The following is a 23,081-nucleotide window of genomic DNA, read 5'->3' on the forward strand; positions in this document are numbered from 1 at the left end:
ACCGGCGGCTGGAACTACAACCTCGACTGGAAGCCGCTGACGGGATTCCCGCTCACGTTCGGCTGGCTACGGGCGGTCCGGCGCGGGCACGCGCAGCTGCATCGCGGCCTCGACATCGGGGTGCCGTCGCTGATCCTCCGGTCCACGGCGAGCCGGTCCGCACCGAAGTACGACCCCGCGATCGACACCGTCGACGCGGTCCTCGACGTGCGGCAGATCGCGCGCTGGGCGGGTTGCCTGGGCGACCGCACCACGATCGTGCCCATCGACGGAGCCCGCCACGACGTGTTCCTGTCCACCCCCGGTCCGCTCGCCGCGGCGTTCCGGGAATTGGACCGGTGGCTGGAGGGGTTGGACAACCACGACAGCAACGACGACACCGCCGACATCCGCACGGCCGCCGGCAACGTGCGGACACGAACCGCAGGAGACCCCGCGTGACCCATTACGACCTCGCGATCATCGGCACGGGATCGGGCAATTCGATCCTCGACGAACGCTACGACGGCAAGAAGGTGGCGATCCTCGAGGAGGGCACCTTCGGCGGCACCTGCCTCAACGTCGGCTGCATCCCGACGAAGATGTACGTGTACGCGGCCGAGGTCGCGCACACCGTCCGCACCGCGGCGAAATACGGCGTGGACGCGAGTGTCGACGGGGTGCGCTGGAACGACATCGTCGACCGGGTGTTCGGGCGGATCGACCCGATCGCGGCCGGCGGTGAACGGTACCGGCGCGAGGACTGCGCGAACGTCACGGTGTACGGCGGGCACGCGCGGTTCGTCGGCGAGCGCACTCTCGACACCGGCACGGGCGAGACGATCACCGCCGATCAGGTCGTCGTCGCGGCCGGATCCCGCCCGATCGTTCCGCAGGAGGTCCTCGACAGCGGCGTCAAATACCACACCAACGACGACGTGATGCGGCTGCCGAAGCTGCCCGAGTCGATGGTGATCCTCGGATCCGGGTTCATCGCGATGGAGTTCGCGCACGTGTTCTCCGCGCTCGGGGTGCGGGTCTCGATCCTCGCGCGCAGCAGCCGGCTTCTGCGTCACCTCGACACGGACATCGCCGAGCGGTTCACGCGGATCGCGCAGGAGAAGTGGGACGTGCATCTGTCGAATCCGGCCAAGGAGTTCCGCCCGGTCGGGGACGGCGTGGAGGTCGTGCTCTCCGACGGCACGGTCGTCGCGGGCGACGCGCTGCTGGTCGCGGTGGGACGGCAGCCCAACGGCGACCTGCTCGACGCGGCCGCCGGGGGCCTGGAACTGGACGAGCAGGGCCGCATCGTCGTCGACGAGTTCCAGCGCACCACCGCGCGCGATGTGTTCGCGCTCGGCGACGTGTCGTCGCCCTATCAGCTCAAGCACGTCGCCAATCACGAGATGCGGGTGGTGCAGCACAACCTGCTGCAGGATGCGTGGGGCGACGACACGTCGGCGCTGCGGCGCACCGATCACCGGTTCGTGCCGGCGGCGGTGTTCACCGACCCCCAGATCGCCGAGGTCGGGCTCACCGAGGAGCAGGCCCGCGCGCAGGGATACGACATCTCCGTGAAGATCCAGAACTACGGGGACGTCGCGTACGGCTGGGCGATGGAGGACACCGAGGGCATCTGCAAGCTGATCGCGGACAGGTCGACCGGTCTGCTGCTCGGCGCGCACGTCATGGGTGCGCAGGCGTCGACGGTGATCCAGCCGCTGATCCAGGCGATGAGTTTCGGTCTGACCGCCCGGGAGATGGCGACGGGCCAGTACTGGATCCATCCGGCGTTGCCGGAGGTCGTGGAGAACGCGCTGCTCGGACTGTGACAGCGTCGGCGGCGCCGTCCGGCCGGGACGGCGCCGCCGTGTCCGCTACCAGCTGCCGGTACGCAGGGCGATCGCCGAGGCGAACTCGGCCGGAGCCTGCGCCGGGACGTTCTCGATGCCGTCGAGTTCGACGACCCGGAACTCCCCGGTGACGTAGCGCATGGATGCGTCGGCCTCGGCGCGCCGCGCGCCGCTGCCGACCACGACGGTGGTGGGCACCTCGGCTGCAGGGGCCGACGCATCGCGCACGGTGCCGTCGGCGTCGGGAACGGCCGGGTGACCGCGGTCGGCGACGACGAGACTCGCGAACCGGCCGAATCTGCCGGCTGCGACGGACCAGGCGAGTTCCGCGCCGGCACCGCTGCCGGCCAGGTGCACCCACGGCAGTTTCAGTTCGTCGAGCAGCGCGAATATCCCGGCCGCATCGAGGTTGTCGATGCTTTCCGGGACGACCGTCCGCAGGTCGGAATTGTGCAGGCGTTCGCACACCGCGTCGAACACGTCGGCGCTCTCCCCCGCTCCCGGCAGCAGCAGCACGGTGTGCCTGCTCTCTGGTCCGTCGATCCGTACCCGGACGGTGCCGCTCGCGGTGCTCACGTCAGTCGATTCCATGCCGCAGAACGGTACGCGATCACACGGTCACGGCAGTGTCAGGATCTCGCATCCGCTGTCGGTGACGACGATGGTGTGCTCGAACTGCGCGGTCCACTTGCGGTCCTTGGTGACGACCGTCCAGCCGTCGTCCCAGATCTCGTAGTCGGGCGTGCCCAGGTTGATCATCGGTTCGATGGTGAAGACCATGCCGGGCTCGATGACCGTCTCCACGGACGGCTGGTCGTAGTGCAGGATGACCAGGCCGTTGTGGAAGGTCTCGCCGATGCCGTGGCCGGTGAAGTCGCGGACGACGCCGTATCCGAACCGATTGGCGTACGCCTCGATGACCCGGCCGATGACGTTCAGGGCGCGGCCGGGCGCGACGGCCTTGATGGCCCGCCGGGTCGCCTCACGGGTGCGTTCGACGAGCAGGCGGTGCTCCTCCGAGACGTCACCCGCCAGGAACGTCGCGTTGGTGTCACCGTGCACCCCGTGGATGTAGGCGGTGACGTCGATGTTGACGATGTCGCCGTCCTCGATCACCGTCGAGTCGGGGATGCCGTGGCAGATCACCTCGTTGAGCGACGTGCAGCAGGACTTGGTGAAGCCCCGGTAGCCGAGGGTCGACGGGTAGGCGCCGTGGTCGCACATGTACTCGTGTGCGATGCGGTCGAGTTCGTCGGTGGTCACACCGGGGGCGACGGCCTCGCCGGCCACGGCGAGCGCCTGCGCGGCGATCCGGCACGCCTCGCGCATCTTCTCGATGGTCTCCGGGGTCTGCACCCACGGCTCGTTGCCTTCCTTGGCGGTCGGCTTCCACACGTACTCGGGTCGTTCGATGAGCTTGGGAACCGAACGGATGGGGGTGGGCGTGCCGGGAACGAGAGCTGTGCGCACAGACATGACGACCAGAATATGCCCACCGTCCCGCGGGCGATGCCTCCGAGGCATCACCCGCGGGACGCGGGTCAGCGCTGACGGAGGAGGAAGCGCTGGACCTTGCCGCTGGGGGTCTTCGGCAGGTGCGGCACGAAGTGCACCGCCCGCGGGTAGGCGTGCGCGGCGAACTTCTTCTTCACCAGCTGCTGCAACTCGGCCTCGAGTTCGTCGGTGCCCTCGACGCCCTCCCGCAGCACCACGAACGCCTCGAGCACCTCGCCGCGGAGCTCGTCGGGCAGACCGACGACCGCGGCCTCGACCACCTGCTCGTGCATCACGAGCACGCTCTCCACGTCGAACGGCCCGATCCGGTAGCCCGCCATGATGATCACGTCGTCGTCGCGGGAGGAGAAGAAGTAGAAGCCGTTCTCGTCGACGCGGCCCGCGTCGCCGGTCAGGTACCAGCGGCCGTCCTCGCTGAAGCGTTCGGCGGTCTTCTCCGGAGCGTCGACGTAGCCGGTGAACCACAGCAGCGGGCTGGCCTGGGTGTCGATCGCGACGCGGCCGACCTCGTTCGTGTCCGCGAGTTCGTCGCTGTCCTCCTTCAGCACCGCCACCGACCAGCCCGGCAGCGGCTTGCCCATCGAGAGCGGCGGCACGTCCTCGCGCAGGCCGTCGGCCCACGCGTTGACGACGAACATGCCGTGCTCGGTCTGCCCGTACTGGTCGTGGACGACGACACCGAACTTGTGCTCGGACCAGGTCAGCACGTCCGGGGTCAGCGGCTCACCGGCCGACGACGCGCGGCGCAGCGGGATCTGCGGTCCCTCGCCGGAGTCGGCCCGCAGGCTGCGGTACACCGTGGGTGCGGCGGCGAAGTTGGTGACGCCGAACTTCTCCATCACCTGCCAGGTCAGCGCCGGCGAGAACCCGGCGTGCAGCAGGATGCTGCGCCGGCCGGCGGCCATGGGACCGAGCAGCGCGTAGTACAGCCCGTACGCCCAGCCGGGGTCCGCGGCGTTCCAGAACACGTCGTCGGGGCGCACGTCGAGGCCGAAGTCCATGTACGCGTGGAACGAGGCGAGCGCCCGCACCGGAACCGGCACGCCCTTCGGGGTCCCGGTGGTGCCGGAGGTGAACAGCTGCACGAGGCCACCGGAGCCACCGACGGCGACCGCGGCACCGCGCGGATCGTCGCCGGTGTGGGCGGCGAGCAGGTCCGCGAAGTGCAGCCCGATCCCGGCGTCACCGGAGTCCCCCGCGACGACGATCTGCCACGGCGCGTCGGCCGGGATGTCCTCGCTGGGCGCCAGCTTGCCGAGCTGGTCGGCGTCGGAGACGACGACCTTCGCGCCGCTGGCCTGCAGCCGGAACGCGATGGCGGGCGGCGCGAACGCGGTGAACAGCGGCACGTGCACGGCGCCGCGCCGCCAGATGCCGAGCAGCGCGACGACCAGGTCGGCGGACTTGCCCATCAGCGTCGCGACATGGTCCCCGGGCTCGACACCGAGGTCGTTCAGCGCGGCCGCGAAGCGGGTCGACTGCTCGCGCAGGTACCCGTACGTCAGATCGGTCGAGGAGAGATCGGACTCGACGACGGTGAACGCGACAGCGTCGGCGGGATGGTCGTCGCACAAAAGGTTCGCAGCGCATCCGTCCGCGGTGTCGTAGCGGTCCAGCAGTTCGCGGACACGGGCAGCGAAATCGGCAGCCATCGATCCGTCCTCCTCGTCGAGCGTTCACAGGGTTGTCTGCATTCACAGGGGTGTCTGGGCGGCACGCCGCGGGGATGCGCGTCACCCGAACGTACCGCCACCTCTATGATCCGAGTCACAGAATCTTCTCGATACCCCCGGAAAGGGGTGGGTGATCGTGCCGGCTTCCGGTCCCTCGTCTCTCCTCCGTCCCCGCGACGGCGACGCGCTGCGCGCCGAGTTGCGACGCACTGCCGCCGACGCGCAGGTCTCCGTCGTGTTCGCCGGGGAGGTCCGCAGCGGCCATCTACAGCTGAGCGAGTTCCTCGGCACCCGCACCAACGGGCTCGAGGGAGTGATCGTGCCGCCGAAGGCCGGGCTCGGTGGACTGGTCGTGGACCGGGCCAAGCCGCTCACGGTCGCGGACTACGGGCGGTCGTCGTCGATCACCCACCACTTCGATCGTCCGGTGCTCGGCGAGGGTCTGCGCTCGATCCTCGCGGTGCCGGTGCTCGTCGGCGGGGCCGCGCGGGCGGTGCTGTACGGGGCCATCCGCGAGTGTGCGCCGCTGGGTGATCGCGCTGTGGGCGCGTTCGTGCAAGCGGCGCGGCGTCTCTCCGACGAGATCACGGTGCGTGACGAGGTCGACAGGCGACTCGCGCTGATGGCGCGGATGAGCCCCGTGGACCGCGATCCGCTGGCGACGGCGGAAGTCCGGGAAGTGCACGCCGAACTGCGCAGTCTCGCCCAGACGGTCGGCGACTCCGGTCTGCGGCAGCAGTTGCGGGCGCTGTCGGACCGACTCGCCGGGGCATGCGGTGGCACCACCGCTCCGGCACCGGCACCGGCGACCGCGATCGTGCTGTCCCCGCGCGAGACCGACGTGCTCTCGCACGTGGCGCTGGGCTGCACCAACGTCGAGATCGCGCAACGCCTCTCGGTGACTCCGGAGACCGTGAAGAGCTATCTGCGCAGCGCGATGGGCAAGCTCGACGTGCACACCCGGCACGAGGCGGTCGTCGTCGCCCGGCGGCTGTCGCTGCTGCCCTGAGCAGTCCCGTTTCCGGGCCGGAGAGGATTCCTTATGTCGGACACGGCTTCGTCTCCGCAGCTGAAACGGGTCATGGGGCCGGGACTCCTGCTGCTCTTCATCGTCGGCGACATCCTCGGCACCGGCATCTACGCGCTGACCGGCAGGGTCGCGAACGAGGTGGGCGGCGCCGTGTGGCTGCCGTTCGTGCTCGCGTTCGTCGTCGCGGTGATCACGGCGTTCAGCTACCTGGAACTGGTCACCAAATACCCGCAGGCCGCGGGCGCCGCGCTGTACACGCACAAGGCCTTCGGGATCCACTTCCTGACGTACATGGTCACCTTCACGGTCATGGCGTCGGGTATCACCTCGGCGTCGACGGCGGCGCGGGCGTTCTCCGCGAACTTCGTCGAGGCGTTCGATCTCGATATCGGCGAGGGCATCGGCATCACGGCGTTGGGCCTGACGTTCATGCTGGTGGTGGCGCTGATCAACCTGCGCGGCGTCGGTGAGAGCGTCAAGACGAACATCGTCCTCACGTGTGTGGAGCTGTCCGGGCTGCTCATCATCATCCTGATCGGGATGTGGGCGCTCGGGATCGGCGAGGGCGACTTCTCGCGGGTGCTCGACGTCGACACCGGCGACCGCTCGGTCTTCGGCGCGGTCGTCGCCGGCACCGCACTCGCGTTCTTCGCGATGATCGGTTTCGAGGACTCGGTGAACATGGCCGAGGAGTGCAAGAACCCGACCCGGATCTTCCCCCGGGTGCTGCTCCTGGGACTCGGGATCACCGGCCTGATCTACGTGCTGGTGTCCGTCACCGCGATCGCGCTGGTCCCGGCCGTCGAACTCGGCACCGGGGACACTCCCCTGCTGAAGGTGGTCGAGGCGGGTGCGCCGGCGTTCCCGGTGGGGATCTTCGCGTTCATCACCATGTTCGCGGTGGCGAACACGGCCCTGATCAACATGCTCATGGCCAGCAGGCTGGTCTACGGGATCGCCCGCGAAGGCGTGCTGCCCGCGGCGCTCGGCAGGGTGCACCCGACGCGGCGCACGCCCTATGTCGCGATCGTGTTCACGACGCTGCTGGCGTTCGGGTTGGTCACCTTCGTCGGCGAGGTGCCGGAACTGGGCGGCACGACCGCGCTGTTGTTGCTGATCGTCTTCGCGATCGTCAACGTCAGCGTGCTGGTGCTGCGTCGCCGACCGATCGACCACCCGCACTTCCGGACGCCGACGGTCCTCCCCGTGCTCGGCGCCGCGAGCTGCATCTTCCTCGTGTCACCGCTGGTGGACCGCCCCGTGGTGCAGTACCGGATCGCGGCGGTCCTGCTCGGCCTCGGGGCCGTGCTGTGGCTGATCACCTGGCTCCTGGCCAAGCGCAGGGGTGGCCGCGGCCCCACGATCGACCCGGAACACCTGGTCGAGAAGTGAACCGCCGCGAGGCCCGGGCGGTCAGTAGCCCTCCGGCAGCGCCGCGAACATGTCCCGGGTGACGGCGACGGCGTTGTCGGAGCTGCCTCCCCGGACGACGAGCGTGGCGAACGCGAGGTCCCCGCGGTAGCCGACGAACCACGCGTGCGATCCGCCCTCGACCTCGGCCTCACCGGTCTTGCCGTAGACCTCGCCCTGGTCCCGGATGCGGTCGGCGGTGCCGCTGGTGATCACCAGCCGCATCATGCCGCGCAGCCCGTCGACCATCTCCGGGGTGATCGCCGGGCGGTCGCCCTCGACCGTCGTTTCGCGTCCCTTGATCAGATATGGGACCGGTGTCCGGCCGGCCGCGACGGTCGCGGCGGCGAGCGCCATCGCGAACGGGCTGACGACGACCTTGCCCTGCCCGAATCCGTCCTCGGCCCGCTGCACGACGTTCTCCGCGGGCGGGACCGATCCCGAGAACACCGGCAGCCCGACGACGTCGTACTCGGGTCCGATGCCGAATGCGGCGGCGGCGTTCGTGAGCGCATCGGCGGGCATCTCGGAGGCCAGCTTCGCGAAGGACGTGTTGCAGGAGCGGGCGAACGCCGTCGCCATCGACACCGTGCCGAGTTCGAACTCGTTGTAGTTGGGGACGCTGCGTTCCCCGATGGTGATCCGGCCCGGGCACGGCACCATCGTTTCTGGGGTGGCGAGACCGTTGGAGATCGCCGCACCCGACGTGATGATCTTGAACGTGGATCCGGGTGGGTAGTGTCCCGCGATCGCGACCGGTCCGTCCCGGTCGGCGGCCTTGTTCTGGGCGACGGCGAGGACCGCGCCGGTGGAGGCCTCGATCACGACCGTCATCGCCTGCTCGACGCGGGCGTCGACGGCGGCCTGTGCGGCCAGCTGGATCGGCCGGTCCAGGCTGATGGAGAACGACGGCGCCGGCTGCGGAGCCGTCTCCGTGAGGACACCGACGTCGACGCCGTACTGGTTCGTCACGACGACACTCCAACCGGCGACCCCGTCGACCTCGTCGATCACCGTCTTCTTGATCTGGCCGAGCAGGTCGGGGGCGAAGTTGCGGTCGGTGGCGACGAGATCGGCCTGTTCGACGACGCCGACGCCGGGGATGGCGTCGAGCGTGTCGGAGACGGTCGCGTAGTCGTCCGCGACGAGCCGGATGACGGCGAGCGGGCCGCTCGCCGCGGTCGCGGATTCGGCGATGGACTGGGCGGTGAGGGACGTGTCGAACCGCGTCAGAGCGGCGGACAGAGCGCGGGCCGCACCGAGGACATCCCTGTTCGCGGACGCGTCGAACGAGATGGAGTACACGGTCCCGGGCACCAGCACGTCCCCGCCCGAGTGTTCGTTGACGCGCGCCCGGGGCGCGGCCTTGGTGCGCAGGTGCATCGTCTGGCGGTCGCCGAGCTGCGGGTGCAGGTTCGAGCGGGTCCACCGCACGATCCAGTCGTCGCCGCTGCGTCCCATCTGCATCGTCCCGGTGTACTGCCAGATCCGGTCCTTCGGCAGGTGCCACTCGTAGGCGTAGTCGACGGTCGCGGCGTCGCCGTGGATCTGCACGCCCGTCGTCTCGGCGATCAGCGATTCGGCCTGCAGTCCGTCCCACGTCTCGGCGAGAGCTGCCTCGGCGTCCTGGGGCCGGTCGGTGTGGTCGGCGGCGGTCGCGAAGTCCTGCTCGGAGAACGCCGAGAGGAATGCCTGGGCCGCCGACTCGGGTCCGGCGGGTTTCGGTGTGCAGGCCACGACGCCGCCGAGGACCGCGACCGCGGCGAGCGAGGCCGCCACGATCCGGACGAGGACACGGCGGGGGGCGGGCGAGGTCGCCCGGGGAACTGAGCTGGCTTTCATCGCCCGTCATCGTAGGAGGCCGATGCCCGGACATCGGGGAGGCGCAACGGACGTGGTGGGCGTCTCCGTTGTGCGGAGTCGTTCAGTCGAGCAGGACGGTGGAGAACGTGGCGACCTGCCGGAAGCCGATACGCGCGTACGCGGCGCGGGCCCGCATGTTGAAGCTGTTGACGTACAGGCTCGGCAACCTGCCGCCCGCGGTGATCGCAGCGGCGACCGCCGCGGTGCCGGCCGATCCGATTCCGGCGTTGCGCATGGCCGGGCTCACCCAGACGCCCTGGATCTGACCGACCGTCGACGACTGCGATCCCACCTCGGCCTTGAACACGACCTCGCCGTTCTCGAACCGAGCCCAGGCGCGGCCGGTCGCGATGAGGCTGGCGACGCGACGGCGGTAGCTCACTCCCCCGTCGCCCGCACGCGGGTCGATGCCGACCTCTTCGATGAACATGGCCACCGCGGCGGGCAGGTAGGCGTCGATCTCCTCGGGCCGCACCCGGCGGACGAGCGGGTCGGGCGTCACGAGCGGTTCGCGGTCCAGGACGAGCAGCGGCTGTTCGGCGCGCACCTCCCGGGCGGGTCCCCACGCGTTCTCGAGCAGCTCCCACATGGGCATGGCGAGTTCGGCACGGCCGACGACCGACGAGCACAGGCGCGGTCCACGGGCAGCACGTTCGGCGAAGGCCTGCAGGTCGTCGGGAGACCCGAGCAGCGGGATCAGGTTGGCTCCGGAGAAGCACAGCGAGGTCTCCGCCCCGCCGCGGCTCCACATCTCACCGCCGACCGAGCGGCCGGCGATGCCGTACTCCTCGACACGGCCGGTGACCATGCACGTCGCCACCGGGTCTCGGGCGAGGACGCGCAACACCGCGGCGGTGTCCCGTCCACCGAGCGACCGGACCCCAAGAAGCTTGAGCACGTGCCCACCACCTGTCGACTGCCGATACCGACCAGATTGCCATGAGCTACGGCCCGACGGAAACCCACTCCCGAATCGGGAGTGTCGGAAGGTTCAGCCGACCGAAACGGTGGGTGTGCCGCTGCCGGCGTCGCCCTCCATCTCCTCGGCGATGCGCATCGCTTCCTCGATGAGGGTTTCGACGATCTGCGCCTCCGGGACGGTCTTGATGACCTGCCCCTTGACGAAGATCTGTCCCTTGCCGTTGCCGGAGGCGACTCCGAGGTCGGCTTCGCGCGCTTCGCCCGGACCGTTGACGACACAGCCCATCACGGCGACGCGCAGCGGCACCTCCATGCCCTCGAGACCGGCGGACACCTCGTTGGCCAGGGTGTAGACGTCGACCTGAGCGCGGCCGCACGACGGGCACGAGACGATCTCGAGCTTGCGGGGACGCAGATTCAGCGACTGCAGGATCTGCGTGCCGACCTTGATCTCCTCGGCCGGCGGCGCGGACAGCGACACGCGGATGGTGTCGCCGATGCCCTCCGAGAGCAGCGCACCGAACGCGACCGCGGACTTGATCGTGCCCTGGAAGGCCGGTCCGGCTTCCGTGACGCCGAGGTGCAGCGGGTAGTCGCACTGCGCGGCGAGCTGCCGGTACGCCTCGACCATCACGACCGGGTCGTTGTGCTTGACGGAGATCTTGATGTCGCCGAAGCCGTGTTCCTCGAACAGGCTCGCCTCCCACAGCGCGGACTCGACGAGCGCTTCGGGGGTGGCCTTGCCGTACTTCTTCAGCAGCCGCGGGTCGAGGGAACCGGCGTTGACGCCGATCCGGATCGGGATGCCGGCGTCCCCGGCCGCCTGCGCGACCTCCTTGACGCGGCCGTCGAACTCCTTGATGTTGCCGGGGTTGACGCGCACCGCGGCGCAACCGGCGTCGATCGCCGCGAAGATGTATCGCGGCTGGAAGTGGATGTCGGCGATGACCGGGATCTTGCTCTTCTTCGCGATGGTCGCCAGTGCGTCGGCGTCCTCCTGCCGCGGGCACGCGACACGGACGATGTCGCAGCCGGAGGCGGTGAGTTCGGCGATCTGCTGGAGGGTCGCGTTGACGTCGTGCGTCTTGGTGGTGCACATCGATTGCACCGACACCGGATAGTCGCTGCCGACACCGACATTTCCGACCATCAACTGGCGGGTCTTGCGTCGCGGTGCGAGGACCGCAGGTACTTCGGGCATGCCCAAACCGATGGGGCTGGTCACGTTTCGCCTTCTTTCGTTGCTACCGGCCGATTCTAGCGGCGCAGGTCAGAGCAGCTTGATGGGGTTGACGATGTCCGCGGTGAGCGTCAGCAGCATGTAGGCACCGCCGACGACCACGGCCACGTAGGTGAGGGGAAGCAGCTTCATGTAGTCCACCGGCGGTCCGTCGGCGAGACCACGCAGGTTGCGCACCCAGTTGCGGAGGCGCTCGTAGATCGCGACCGCCATGTGCCCGCCGTCGAGCGGCAGGAGCGGCAGCAGGTTGAACGCGCCGAGGAAGAAGTTCAGCTGCGCGAGCAGCAGCACGAAAGACTGCCAGATGCCGGCTTCCGCGAACTGGCCGCCGATGACGCTGGCGCCGACGACGCTGACGGGCGTGTCGACGGCCCGTTCCCCGCCGGTCACCGCGGTCCACAGGTCCGACACCTTCGACGGCAACTGCACGAGCGCCTCGGCGGTGCGGGCCGCGAGATATCCGGTGAACTCGAACGTCGCCGGGACCGCCGTCACCGGTGTGTACTCGAGAACGCGCGGTTCCCCGCCGACACCGATGGCACCGACCTCCCGGGAGACGGGTTGGGCGTCGGGGTCGTCGCTCTCGTACACCCAGCGCTGCACCTGCTGGATCGCGACCGGGAACGTGAGGGTCTCGTCGCCGCGTTCGACCGTGAAGTCGACCGTGCCGGACAGCGGCTGGGTGGCCTGAACCAGTTGACCGAACGTCTCGACGCGGGTGTCGCCGACCGCGACGATGACGTCGCCCGGTTGGATACCCGCGGCCTGAGCCGGACCGGTGCCCTCGCATTCGGCGGGCGCGTAGCCGCCTTCCGCGCCGGCCTGGGTCGGAGCCGCGCACCCGACGGTGCCGACGACGGCGCGGGTGTCCGTGTTCGGCAGACCCGACGTCACGGCGAGGGCGTAGACCAGCACGATGCCGATCAGGAAATTCATCGCGATGCCGCCGGACATGACGACCAGGCGTTTCCAGGTCTTCTGGTTGTACATCGCGCGGTCGTACTCGTCGGGTGCGAGCTCGTCGAGCGCGGTCATCCCGGCGATGTCGCAGAATCCGCCTGCGGGCAGCGCCTTGAGGCCGTACTCGGTCTCGCCGCGGCGGAACGAGAAGATCCGCGGGCCGAACCCGATGTAGTACCGCCGCACCTTCATGCCGAGCTTCTGCGCGGTCCACATGTGACCGGCCTCGTGCAGCGCGACGGAGGCGGTGATGCCGAGGGCGAAGAGCACCACGCCCAGCACGAACATCATCTGTAGCCGCTCCTCCTATTTCACGAGCGCGCGGGCTCGGTCCCGAGCCCAGCCGTCGGCGGCGAGCACGTCTTCCACGGTAGCGGGTTCTGCGGACCACTCGTGTGCGTCGTTCAGCACTGTCTCGACGGTGCGGACGATGCCGGGGAACGGCAGCGCACCCGCCAGGAACGCCTCTGCGGCGATCTCGTTCGCCGCGTTGTACACGGCGGTGAGGCTGCCGCCGGCGCGTCCCGCGGCGCGGGCGAGTTCGATCGCCGGGAAGACGACGTTGTCGACGGGCTCGAACTCCCAGGTCGACGCCGTCGCGAAGTCGAGAGCGGGAGCCGCCTCGGGCACCCGGTCCGGCCACGCGAGGGCCAGCGCGATCGGCAGCTTCATCGACGGCGGCGACGCCTGCGCGAGCGTCGACCCGTCGGCGAACGTCACCATCGAATGCACGATGGACTGCGGGTGCACGGTGACGTCGATGCGGTCGTAGTCGATGCCGAACAGCAGGTGCGCCTCGATGAGCTCGAGTCCCTTGTTGACCAGGGTCGCCGAGTTGAGGGTGTTCATCGGCCCCATCGACCAGGTCGGATGCGCACCGGCTTGCTCGGGCGTGACGTCCTCGAGCTGCTCGGCGCTCCACCCGCGGAACGGGCCACCCGAGGCCGTGAGCACCAGACGCGCGACCTCGGCCGCGGAGCCGCCGCGCAGGCACTGCGCCAGCGCCGAATGCTCCGAGTCGACGGGCACGATCTGACCGGGCGCGGCCGCGGCGGTGACGAGCGCGCCCCCGGCCACGAGTGACTCCTTGTTCGCGAGCGCGAGCCGCGCGCCCGTCGCGAGGGCCGCGAGCGTCGGCTCGAGACCGAGCGAGCCGACGAGCGCATTGAGAACGACATCCGCTTCCGTCTCGCGCACGAGCTCCGTGACGGCGGACGGGCCGCTGCGGACCGTCACCCCGGGCAACTCCAGCCGCGCCGCGGCGTCCGGGTTCGCGACCGCGACGTCGGTGACACCCGTCGCGCGGATCTGCTCGGCGAGCAGCTCGAGGTTGCCGCCGCCCGCGGCGAGGCCGACTACCTCGAACTTGTCGGGGTTGGCGTCGATGACCTCGAGCGCCTGGGTGCCGATCGATCCGGTGCTGCCGAGCAGCAGGACGCGGGTGCGGGAGCGGGATTGAGTGTCGACCACGCGACCATTGTTCCTGATGCACCTGAGGTGTCCCTGAATCGGTCGCGACCACCGGCGACGCGCGGGCACCGCCCCCACTTCATACGACAGGCGGTCGTATGTCACGATTAGCCCAACAGCGCGATCTTTCGAGCAGGAGGAACAACCGTGGCCGGTACCGAGTTGCAGTCCACCAAGGTCGACACGGCCGAGGTGCCCTCGGCGGAGTGGGGTTGGAGCGGTGAAGCTCCCAAGCTGTACCGCACCATGGGCATCATCGGGGCGATCTTCCTGCTGTTCATGCTCATCGGCAACCACGCCGGTCACGTCGAGGACCTGTACCTCATCGGTTTCGCCGTGCTCCTCGTGCTCATCCTCGTGGTCGACGCCATCCGGCGCCGCCGCCCGCGATAGAGCCGCACAGATTTCGTCGGGCCCGTCCGGAAGTTCCGGGCGGGCCCGACGCGTCTCCACGGACGGGTCAACCGCAGGATGTCAGCTCGGCGCGCGCGTGAGCGTATTTCGCCGCCAGTCGTTCACGGGTCGCATCGTCCAGACTGGCCAGTCGCTCCGGGTCGCTGTTGTCCGCGAGATCCGCGAGCTTGACCGTCAACGCCAGCGGGACCCGGCGCACCCGTGCGTAATACTCGTCCGGTTCCTCACCGCCCCGGCGGGTCAACGCGTCGACCGCAGCGACGACCTCTGGCGGGAACTGTTCCCCGAGGTCCGCGAGCGTCACCGTCGTGTCCTCGACGACGTCGTGCAGCCAGGCAACCGCGACAGCGTGATCGTCGCCGGCCACCCGGGCCGCGACTCGGGCCGGATGCGTGATGTACGGGCGCCCGGCCTTGTCGACCTGACCGGCGTGCGCGACCGTCGCGATCCGCTGCGCCGCCCGTGTGATCGAAGATTCCAACTACTCCCCCGAGTGTGATCGTGACCGGTCGCGGCGCCGGCGCCGAACACGCACCGGAACTTCCGCGTCGATCCAGAGTTACCAGCAGGATCCGACACGTTTTTTACGACATGTCCGGTTCGGGAGCGCAGGTCACGAGCCGGACGACGTCGGCGAGCGTGCCGGCCTCGAGGGTCGCTCGCTGCCGGGCGGCGCCGTTCCCGGTGGCCAGGATGCGCTGCACGGCCTCCCGGGCGGCGCAATAGTCGCCGGTGCGTTCGAGAGCGGGCCGAACATGCTCGAGGAGTCGGAAGATCGGGTGCGCGGCATGCACGAGCTGCCCGGAGACGGTGTCGACCGCGCGCCCTGTGACGCCGTCCCGCGAAGCTCGCCAGTATGCGGCGCGCAGAACCTCCGGCTCCACGTCGAGTTCCTCTCCCTGCCGGGTGGAATCGAGTGCCGTGACGACCAGGCCGCGCACCAGGGTCGCGAGCAGGACCGCCTCGTCCACGGTGGCCTGGGTGTCGCCGATACGGATCTCGATCGTGGGCAGATGCGCCGACAGGCGCATGTCCCAGTAGAGCATCGCCTTGTCGAGGATGACCTCGCGCTCGAGCATGGTCGCGATCACCGTGTCGTAGTGCTCCGCGGATTCGAAGACGGGCGGCGGCCCGGCATTGGGCCACCGCGTCCACAACACATGACGCCAACTGGCGTATCCGGTGTCGCGCCCGGCCGCGATGGGCGAGTTCGCGGTCAGCGCCAGCAGGACCGGCAACCAGGGCCGCAGATGATTGCTGACCCGCACCCCGGCGTCCCGGTCGGGGATGGCGACGTGGACGTGACAGCCACAGATGACCTGCTCGCCGAGCAGCCCGAAGTTCCCGAGCAGGCTGTGATATCGCTCCTGGTCGGTGATCAGGCGCGGCGGTGGACCGGCCGGTGGAACCGCGGTGGCCAGCAGCACCGCGCCCGCGCACGCGGCGGCCGCGGCGGCACGAGATCTCGTCCGCCGCAGTTGCGTCCGCAACTGTTCGATGCTCGTGCACACCGGGGTGGCGGTTTCGATCTGGCATCGGGACAGTTCCAGTTGCAGGTCGATGCCGAGTTCGCGCCCGGCGGCGGCGACGGCGACGTTGTCGAGCCACGGTGCCCCGGTCTCGGGATCGGCGAGGACGAATTCCTCCTCCACCCCGATGGTCGGACCCGAACCTTCGGCGGCGGGGTCGGCAACGCGGGATGGGGATGAGGTCATCGTCACTCCTGCCCCGGCCAGCGTTCTCGGCCGCTGCATTCAGGCTGTCACGTCCGCGACCGGCCCGGGGACGGAACCGGAGCCTCAATACTCCGGTCGGCAGTGAGTACCCACGTCACACCGGAATCAGCGGCCCCGCCACTGTGGAGCCCGCTTCTCGGCGAACGCGCGCGGCCCCTCCTGCGCGTCGTGACTGTTGTAGCAGGATTCCGACGCGTGCCGGGCCGCCCGCAACGCAGCGGACCGTCCCATCTCCGTGGAGATCATCACGGTCTCACGCGCGGCGCGGACCGACAGCGGTGCCCCGGCGAGGATGTCCCCGGCCAGCTCGAGCGCCGACGCGAGCAACTCGGCGGGTTCGGCAATTCTGTTGACCAGGCCGATCTCGTACGCGCGCTGCGCGGTGATCGGCTTTCCGGTGAGCAGGATCTCCATCATGATGCGCTGCGGAATCATGTGGATCAGCGGCGACGCCCACGGGGAACTGCGGCCCACCTTGACCTCGGTGACGGCGAAGGTCGCGGTCGTGCTCGCCACGCACAGGTCGCAGCTCTGGGCAATCAGCCAGCCGCCTGCGAACGCGGCACCGTTGACCGCGGCGATCGTCGGCTTCGACAGTTCGACGGTGTCGTACGGGACAGGAATCAGATCGCGCGGCGGCACCCGCATGCCGATCTCGACCATTTCCTTCAGGTCACCACCCGCACAGAACGCCTTCTCCCCCGCCCCGGTCAGAACCGCCACGCGCAGGTCCGGGTCGTGCTCGAAGCGCTCCCACGCGTCGTAGAGCCCCCGGCGGATCTCCGCGGTCAGGCAGTTGCGGGTCTCGGGCCGGTTCAGCGTGACGACTGCGATGCCGTCGTCGCGGGCATCGAACAGTACGGCCTCGCTCATCCGCCGGTCCTCGCTCACTAGAAACCTCGCTGCTCGATGATGTGGGCCTGCCGTTCCAGGTCCTCCCGGAAGGCCGGGTGCGCGATCGCGACCAGCCGCCGCGCGCGTTCACGCAGGGTGCGGCCCCGCAGTTCCGCCGCGCCGAATTCGGTGACGACGACGTCCACGTCGGAGCGCGCGGTGGTCACCGGCCCGGACAGTGCCGCGGTGATCCGGCTGACCGTGCCGCCCTTCGCGGTCGCGGGTAGTGCCGTGATCGCGTGTCCACCGGGCGACCGCGCGCCGGCCCGCACGAAGTCGACCTGCCCGCCGGTGCCGCCGAAATACGACGCACCACTCTGTTCGGCATTGACCTGCCCGGTCAGATCGACCTCCATCGCCGAGTTGATCGTGACGAGATCGTCGAGTTGCGCGAGGACGCCCGCGTCGTGCGTGTAGGCCGTGGTGCACATGCGGATCTGCGGGTTGCGATGGGCGAATCCGTAGAGCCGCGCGGTTCCGATCAGCGCTCCGGTGATCGAGACGCCCCGGTCGATTCGCTTGCGCGCGTTGGTGATCACACCCGATTCGATGAGATCGACGAGCCCGTCGCCGATCATCCCGGAATGCACACCGAGATCAACTCGGTCGTGCAGGAGCCGCAGGATCGCGTCCGGCACGGCGCCGACGCCGGTCTGGATGACCGATCCGTCCCCGATGTAGGCGGCGGCGTGGTGCGCGATGGCCGCGTCGACCTCCCCGATCGCCGCCGGCGGGACCTCGACCGGCGACCGCGAAACATGCACCGCGCAATCGATTTTCGAGGACGGGAGAGATTCGCCGAGGGTGACGGGAACCCGGTCGTTGATCTCGGCGACCACCACCCGGGCCGTCGCGACGGCGGACTGGACGTAGTCGCTGACGAGACCGAAGCTGTGGTATCCGTCCGCGTCCGCGGGAGCGACCTGGACGAATGCGACGTCGCACCGGATGGTTCCGGCTTCGATCATCGGTCCGATCCGGCTGACGTGGCAGGGAATCACATCGAGTTCGTGGGCCTTGCTCAGCGCCCGCAGCGCGCCGATCGCGCCCATGCTCGACATCGCGAAACTGCCGGTCCGGCCGGGTGTGAAGATCCCGGAGAAACTCGTGGCGACGAACACCGTGAGTCCGCCGATGTCGCGGCCCTGCTCGATCAACGCTTCGATCAGGGTGGTCGGTTCACCGCACGCCTGCCCGATGACGATGTGATCTCCGGGCCGCAGATACTCGGCCAGATCCACGGTGGGCGTGCATGTTCCGCGGTGGGAACTCGACCCGATCACGACTCGGTGCCGTTCGCTCGCGCGCCGGCGGCGTGCAGTTCGTCGAGCACTTCGCGGGTGTGTTCCCCGAGCCGGGGTGCAGCTCCGGCGACGCGGCCGGGTGTTCGTGACAGCCACGTCGGGGGCCCGGGGAATCGGACGTTGCCGTACGGGGTCTCGACCTCCTGGAAGAAGCCGACGTCGTCGAGGTGATCGTTGTCGAACAGTTCGTCGAGGCTGCGGACCGGCGCAGCGGGGATGTCGAGGCTGCGCAGGAGGTCGAGCCACTCGGCGGTGGTCCGTTCGAGGAAGGTCTCCCCGAGGCGCGCGTAGACGGTGTCGATGTCGCGGGCTCGTTGCTCGAGCGTCGCGTAATGCGGTCCGGCCCAATGTGGTTTGACGGCTTCGACGAACGCGGTCCACTGTTTGTCGTTGTACACCAGTGCCGAGATCCGGCCGTCCTCGGTCCGGTACGGCCTGCGGTTGGGGGCGACCGCGCGGGGGTAGACCGCCGGCCCCACGGCGGGGTGGAACATCGCACCGTTGGCGTGTTCGACGAGCATGAACGACGCCATGGTCTCGAACATGGCGACCTCGACCTCCTGGCCCTCGCCGGTCCGTTCCCGGTGGAACAGCGCCATCACCGTGGCGTACACGGCGGTCAGGCCAGCCACCTTGTCGGCGATGATGGTGCCGACATAGCCGGCGTCACCGGTGAGTTGTTCCTGGGCGGAGAGCAGTCCGCATTCGGCCTGGATCGTGTCGTCGTAGGCGGTGAGGTCGGCGTCGGATCCGCCGCGGCCGTATCCGTAGCAGTTGGTGTAGACGATCGCCGGGTTCAGCGCGGAGACGTCGTCGTAACCGAATCCGAGTTTCGCGATCGCCTTCGCGCGCATCGAATGGATGAACACGTCGGCGCCGGTGACGAGTTCGCGCAGCACCGCCCGGTCCTCGTCGGCACGCAGGTCCAGCACGACGCTGCGCTTGCCGCGGTTCACGTTGACGAAGACCCCACTCATGCCCGGTTCGGGTCCGGCGGAGATGTAGCGGGTGTTGTCCCCGGCAGGCGGTTCGATCTTGATCACCTCGGCACCCATGTCCGCCATGATCTGCGTGCAGTACGGGCCCATCACCATGGCCGTCAGGTCGACGACCCGCACGCCGGACAGCGGACCTGTGTGTTCCATCCTGCTCACCCTCACTGCGTTCTGTCGGATCGGTGACGCACTTTCGAATCCCTCCCGGGCGGCGTCACATTATCAGGTGAATCCTTACAAGGATAGTGGTATGACTATGGGGTGGAAACGAATTCCGGCGACCGCGCCCGTGTGCCTTTGTGGCGCCCGGGGCCGCCACAAAGGCACACCACCGTCAACTTCGTCCTCGACACCGCACTCGCCGAGCGACCGGACGCGCCCGCCATCGACGCCGCGTCGGGCGTGTGGACCTACGCGGAACTCGACGAACAGGCGCGACGCGCGGCCGGCGCCCTGTGGTCACTGGGCGTCCGCCCCGGCGACCGTGTCGCCGCGTGCCTGCCCAACGACCTCGACATCGTCGCGGCGTTCCACGGCGCCGTGCGCATCGGCGCGATCTGGGCGGGAATCGGCGAGGCGCTCACGGAAGCCGAGCAGCGGAACCTGTTCGACCTGTGCGCGCCGACGGTCGTGCTCGCCGGGGACCACTGCGCGCTGGACACCCCCGAGTGCGTGCGCCCCGACCGGTGGTCGGACCTGCTGACCCACACCGACGACGCGCCCCCGGTCGACGTCGAGCCGGACTCCCCCGCCGGAATCGCCTTCACCAGCGGCACTTCCGGAAGCCCGAAGGTGGTCGTGCACAGCCACCGCAATCTGCTGCTGCCCGGCGCGACGCTCGTCGCCACCCGCGGCTGGGGACCGGATCTGCGCAAGGGCGACAGCTTCCCGCTGACGATCCTGAATCTGATGGTCCTGTCCACGCTTCTCACCGCGCAGGCCGGAGGATGCGCGGTCGTGATGAACCGCCGCGACCTCGACGGTGTCGCCGAATGGATCACCACCCGGAAGGTCACGGTGTGGAACGGCGCTCCGGCACAGTTGTTCGACCTGGCCCGCCGCCCGGACATCGACCTCGGGTCGCTGCGCGAGGTGTGGAGCGGCGGCGGCGACACCCCCGACGCACTGCGCCGCGCCTTCGCCGAGACGCACGGGCTGGTTCCCCGCGTCACCTACGGGCTGACGGAGGCGCCGACGGTCGTGTCCATCGATCCGGCCGATGACGAATGGCGCCCCGGGACCAGCGGACGGGTCCTACCGCAATACGACGTCGCCGCATACGACGACGACGGCCGTCGGCTCCCCGACGGCGAACTCGGCGAACTGAAACTCGCCGGCACCGGTGAGGGCCCGTGGGCGAACGCGTGGACGCCGATGCTCGGCTACTGGGAGAACGGGCGCATCCGACCACCCGAGCCCGGCCCGATCCCCACCGGCGACGTCGGAACCGTCGACGGCGAGGGATGGCTGACCGTCCTCGACCGCAAGAAACTCGTCATCATCCGCGGCGGCGCCAACGTCTACCCCCTCGAGGTCGAACGCGTGCTCGCCACCCACCCGGACATCACCAAGGCCGCCGTGTACCCCATCCCCGACGACCGCCTCGGCCAGCGTGTCGCGGCGGTCGTCGAGAGTGACCGTCCCGAACCGGATTTCGACGCGATCACCGCGCTGTGCCGACGCGCGCTCGCGTCGTACAAGGTTCCGGAGATCTGGACCCGCGTCGACGCGCTGCCGGTCAATGCGATGGGCAAGATCCAGCGCGCCGGCCTCGCCGAATTCGTCGCCGCCCACAGTGTCACCGAACAGCGTGTCACCGAACGCCGCGATGCCGGGCGTGCATAGTCCCGGCGCAGCCGTCCGATCCGTGCGAGGATCGAGCCCCTGTCGAGAGGAGAGCCCTGTGGCGCCCATCGGTGACGCCGCCGCGAGGATGTTCGACCTGGATGGACGGGTCGCGATCGTGACCGGGGCGTCGTCCGGTCTGGGTGCAGCCGTCGCCGAGGCCCTGGCGTCGCTGGGCGCGAAGGTCGCGCTCGTCGCACGGCGCCGCGACCGGCTCGCCGACCTGGCACAGCGGATCGACGGACTGCCCGTGGCCTGCGACCTGTCCGACCTGGACCGGGTCGCCGAGGTCGTACCGGCGGTGCTCGAGCACCTCGGACCCCCGGAGATCCTGGTGAACGCCGCGGGGAGCATGTTCACCGAGGAACGCGCCGAGTCGGAGCCGCTCGGCGCGATGCGGCGCACGCTCGATCTGAACCTGCTCGCGCCGTTCCGGCTCGCGCAGGACGTGTTTCCGTACATGCGGGCGGCCGGTCGCGGATCGATCGTCAACATCTCGTCCATCAGCGGCCGGGTGGGGGTCCCGGGCATCCCGCAGGCGTCCTATGCCGCGAGCAAGCTCGGCCTGTCGGGTCTGACCTCCGAACTCGCGGTGCAGTGGGCACGGCACTCGATCCGGGTGAACACCGTGGCGCCCGGCTTCTTCCGCAGCGAGATCACCGGTCCGCTCTACGAGAGCGAACGGGCCACCGAGTATCTGCGCCGCAACACGCCGCTCCCGAAGGAGGGCACCGCGGACGACATCGTCGGTGCGGTCGTGTGGCTCGCCGGCGACGCCGGCGGCTACGTCACCGGACAGACGATCGTCGTCGACGGTGGCTGGACCGCACGCTGAGGCCGGCCCCTATGATTCATAGCATTGTCATCCTTACAAGGATTGAAGTAATGTCCGCTGCACAGGCCTCGGCGACACCGCTTCCGCACACGGCGCCCGGTCCGACGAATGCACGTCCGATATCGCTCGACGGCTCGAGGAAGGAATTGCTTCGACCATGTTTTCCGCTTTGGTGATCGAGAAGGACGAAACCGGACAGACGGTGACGCGCAAGATCCTGGAGGACACCGACCTGCCCGACGGGAACGTCACCGTCGATGTGGAGTACTCGACCCTCAATTTCAAGGACGCTCTCGCCATCACCGGTAGGTCCCCGGTCGTGCGCAGGTTCCCCATGGTGCCCGGGATCGATATCGCAGGCGTCGTCGCCGGCAGTTCGCACGAGCGGTGGTCGGAGGGTGACCGCGTGGTGCTCAACGGCTGGGGCGTCGGCGAAACCCATTGGGGCGGACTGGCACAACGCGCCCGGATCGACGGCGACTGGCTGGTCCCGCTGCCCGATGCGTTCACCACGCGGCAGGCCATGGCGATCGGGACCGCCGGCTACACCGCGAGCCTGTGCGTCGACGCTCTCGTCGACTTCGGTGTCACCCCCGACCAGGGCGACATCCTGGTGACGGGCGCGACCGGCGGCGTCGGCAGCGTCGCCATCGCCCTGCTCGCCAAGGCCGGATTCTCCGTCACTGCGGCGACCGGAAAAACTTCGGAGGCAGAGTATCTCACCTCGCTGGGTGCGAGGAACGTCCTCGATCGGGCCGAACTGTCCGCGGCCGGCAAACCGCTGCAGAAGGAACACTGGGCCGGCGTCGTCGACACCGCGGGTAGCCACACCCTCGCCAATGCGTGCGCCCAGACCCGTTACGGCGGCGCGGTCGCAGCGTGCGGTCTCGCCCAGGGCATGGATTTCCCGGCCTCGGTCGCACCCTTCATCCTGCGCGGCGTCTCGCTCCTCGGCATCGACAGCGTGATGGCCCCGCACCCCCGGCGCACCGCCGCGTGGGAACGGCTGGCCCGAGATCTCGACGCGAGCGCGCTGGACGCGATCACCCACGAGATCGGGCTGGAGGAAGCGATCGGTGCCGCCGAAAAGCTCATGGACGGCACCGTGCGCGGTCGCATCGTCGTCGACGTCAATCGATGATCG

General features: G+C 69.3%; 20 protein-coding genes and 1 pseudogene. 8 read left to right on the plus strand and 13 right to left on the minus strand.

The window, feature by feature from the left end; all coding sequences use genetic code 11:
- Nucleotides 1-83 (plus strand): annotated as a pseudogene (locus I0Q12_RS35190) (hypothetical protein); the annotation flags it as partial.
- Nucleotides 84-437: 354 nt separating this feature from the next.
- Nucleotides 438-1,811: a mycothione reductase gene (gene mtr, locus I0Q12_RS24140; RefSeq protein WP_197255458.1), complete on the plus strand. Its 1,374-nt coding sequence runs from the start codon at nucleotides 438-440 to the stop codon at nucleotides 1,809-1,811.
- Between the two features lie 45 nt (nucleotides 1,812-1,856).
- On the opposite strand, the gene I0Q12_RS24145 is transcribed toward mtr, so the two are convergent.
- The 3 genes from I0Q12_RS24145 to I0Q12_RS24155 all read right to left on the minus strand — a co-directional run bounded on the left by I0Q12_RS24145 (nucleotide 1,857) and on the right by I0Q12_RS24155 (nucleotide 4,999).
- The gene (locus I0Q12_RS24145) at nucleotides 1,857-2,423 is read right to left on the minus strand and encodes an alpha/beta fold hydrolase (RefSeq protein WP_197255460.1); all 567 of its coding nucleotides are present in this window, start codon (nucleotides 2,421-2,423) and stop codon (nucleotides 1,857-1,859) included.
- Nucleotides 2,424-2,450: 27 nt separating this feature from the next.
- Nucleotides 2,451-3,308 carry a type I methionyl aminopeptidase gene (map, locus tag I0Q12_RS24150; protein WP_197255462.1) on the minus strand — a complete coding sequence of 286 codons (858 nt, stop codon included), beginning with the start codon at nucleotides 3,306-3,308 and terminating at the stop codon, nucleotides 2,451-2,453.
- Between the two features lie 65 nt (nucleotides 3,309-3,373).
- Entirely contained in the window at nucleotides 3,374-4,999 is a 1,626-nt protein-coding gene (locus tag I0Q12_RS24155) for an AMP-binding protein (RefSeq protein WP_197255464.1), read from the minus strand.
- Nucleotides 5,000-5,156: 157 nt separating this feature from the next.
- Between I0Q12_RS24155 and I0Q12_RS24160 the strand changes: the two genes are divergently transcribed.
- Both I0Q12_RS24160 and I0Q12_RS24165 read left to right on the plus strand, forming a co-directional pair.
- Entirely contained in the window at nucleotides 5,157-6,029 is an 873-nt protein-coding gene (locus tag I0Q12_RS24160; protein WP_374068775.1) for a LuxR C-terminal-related transcriptional regulator, read from the plus strand.
- A gap of 33 nt (nucleotides 6,030-6,062) precedes the next feature.
- Entirely contained in the window at nucleotides 6,063-7,442 is a 1,380-nt protein-coding gene (locus I0Q12_RS24165; RefSeq protein WP_197255466.1) for an APC family permease, read from the plus strand.
- Nucleotides 7,443-7,463: 21 nt separating this feature from the next.
- Here the strand turns inward: I0Q12_RS24165 and I0Q12_RS24170 are convergent, their stop codons facing one another.
- From I0Q12_RS24170 to dxr, 5 genes are all read right to left on the minus strand, one after another.
- Nucleotides 7,464-9,302 carry a penicillin-binding transpeptidase domain-containing protein gene (locus tag I0Q12_RS24170; RefSeq protein WP_197255468.1) on the minus strand — a complete coding sequence of 613 codons (1,839 nt, stop codon included), beginning with the start codon at nucleotides 9,300-9,302 and terminating at the stop codon, nucleotides 7,464-7,466.
- Nucleotides 9,303-9,384: 82 nt separating this feature from the next.
- On the minus strand, nucleotides 9,385-10,221 hold the full coding sequence (locus I0Q12_RS24175) for a GNAT family N-acetyltransferase (RefSeq protein WP_197255470.1): 837 nt from the start codon (nucleotides 10,219-10,221) through the stop codon (nucleotides 9,385-9,387).
- Between the two features lie 93 nt (nucleotides 10,222-10,314).
- Nucleotides 10,315-11,469, minus strand: coding sequence for a flavodoxin-dependent (E)-4-hydroxy-3-methylbut-2-enyl-diphosphate synthase (gene ispG / locus I0Q12_RS24180; protein WP_197255472.1), 1,155 nt, complete (start codon nucleotides 11,467-11,469; stop codon nucleotides 10,315-10,317).
- 45 nt (nucleotides 11,470-11,514) lie between these two features.
- Nucleotides 11,515-12,735, minus strand: coding sequence for an RIP metalloprotease (locus I0Q12_RS24185; RefSeq protein ID WP_197255474.1), 1,221 nt, complete (start codon nucleotides 12,733-12,735; stop codon nucleotides 11,515-11,517).
- A gap of 15 nt (nucleotides 12,736-12,750) precedes the next feature.
- Nucleotides 12,751-13,914 carry a 1-deoxy-D-xylulose-5-phosphate reductoisomerase gene (dxr, locus tag I0Q12_RS24190; RefSeq protein WP_197255476.1) on the minus strand — a complete coding sequence of 388 codons (1,164 nt, stop codon included), beginning with the start codon at nucleotides 13,912-13,914 and terminating at the stop codon, nucleotides 12,751-12,753.
- Nucleotides 13,915-14,061: 147 nt separating this feature from the next.
- On the opposite strand from dxr, the gene I0Q12_RS24195 reads away from it, so the two are divergent.
- On the plus strand, nucleotides 14,062-14,307 hold the full coding sequence (locus tag I0Q12_RS24195; protein WP_197255478.1) for a DUF2631 domain-containing protein: 246 nt from the start codon (nucleotides 14,062-14,064) through the stop codon (nucleotides 14,305-14,307).
- Between the two features lie 67 nt (nucleotides 14,308-14,374).
- Here the strand turns inward: I0Q12_RS24195 and I0Q12_RS24200 are convergent, their stop codons facing one another.
- The 5 genes from I0Q12_RS24200 to I0Q12_RS24220 all read right to left on the minus strand — a co-directional run bounded on the left by I0Q12_RS24200 (nucleotide 14,375) and on the right by I0Q12_RS24220 (nucleotide 19,407).
- The gene (locus I0Q12_RS24200) at nucleotides 14,375-14,809 is read right to left on the minus strand and encodes an HD domain-containing protein (protein ID WP_197255480.1); all 435 of its coding nucleotides are present in this window, start codon (nucleotides 14,807-14,809) and stop codon (nucleotides 14,375-14,377) included.
- Nucleotides 14,810-14,912: 103 nt separating this feature from the next.
- A complete protein-coding gene (locus I0Q12_RS24205; RefSeq protein ID WP_197255482.1) occupies nucleotides 14,913-16,043 on the minus strand; it encodes a glutamate--cysteine ligase in 1,131 nt (376 codons plus the stop codon).
- Nucleotides 16,044-16,169: 126 nt separating this feature from the next.
- Complete coding sequence (locus I0Q12_RS24210) at nucleotides 16,170-16,937, minus strand: enoyl-CoA hydratase/isomerase family protein (RefSeq protein ID WP_197255484.1); 768 nt, start codon at nucleotides 16,935-16,937, stop codon at nucleotides 16,170-16,172.
- A 17-nt stretch (nucleotides 16,938-16,954) separates the two neighbouring features.
- Nucleotides 16,955-18,199, minus strand: a complete 1,245-nt coding sequence (locus tag I0Q12_RS24215; protein ID WP_197255486.1) for an acetyl-CoA hydrolase/transferase family protein — start codon at nucleotides 18,197-18,199, stop codon at nucleotides 16,955-16,957.
- A gap of 38 nt (nucleotides 18,200-18,237) precedes the next feature.
- The gene (locus tag I0Q12_RS24220; protein ID WP_197255488.1) at nucleotides 18,238-19,407 is read right to left on the minus strand and encodes a CaiB/BaiF CoA-transferase family protein; all 1,170 of its coding nucleotides are present in this window, start codon (nucleotides 19,405-19,407) and stop codon (nucleotides 18,238-18,240) included.
- A gap of 111 nt (nucleotides 19,408-19,518) precedes the next feature.
- Here I0Q12_RS24220 and I0Q12_RS24225 point away from each other — a divergent pair, with 111 nt between their 5' ends.
- The 3 genes from I0Q12_RS24225 to I0Q12_RS24235 all read left to right on the plus strand — a co-directional run bounded on the left by I0Q12_RS24225 (nucleotide 19,519) and on the right by I0Q12_RS24235 (nucleotide 23,078).
- The gene (locus I0Q12_RS24225; RefSeq protein ID WP_307846482.1) at nucleotides 19,519-21,102 is read left to right on the plus strand and encodes a class I adenylate-forming enzyme family protein; all 1,584 of its coding nucleotides are present in this window, start codon (nucleotides 19,519-19,521) and stop codon (nucleotides 21,100-21,102) included.
- Between the two features lie 88 nt (nucleotides 21,103-21,190).
- A complete protein-coding gene (locus I0Q12_RS24230; protein WP_197255526.1) occupies nucleotides 21,191-21,937 on the plus strand; it encodes an SDR family NAD(P)-dependent oxidoreductase in 747 nt (248 codons plus the stop codon).
- 157 nt (nucleotides 21,938-22,094) lie between these two features.
- Nucleotides 22,095-23,078, plus strand: a complete 984-nt coding sequence (locus I0Q12_RS24235) for an MDR family oxidoreductase (RefSeq protein ID WP_197255490.1) — start codon at nucleotides 22,095-22,097, stop codon at nucleotides 23,076-23,078.
- Nucleotides 23,079-23,081 lie beyond the last annotated feature (3 nt).

It is taken from the genome of Rhodococcus sp. CX, assembly GCF_015865005.1.
Taxonomy (GTDB): Bacteria; Actinomycetota; Actinomycetes; order Mycobacteriales; family Mycobacteriaceae; genus Rhodococcus.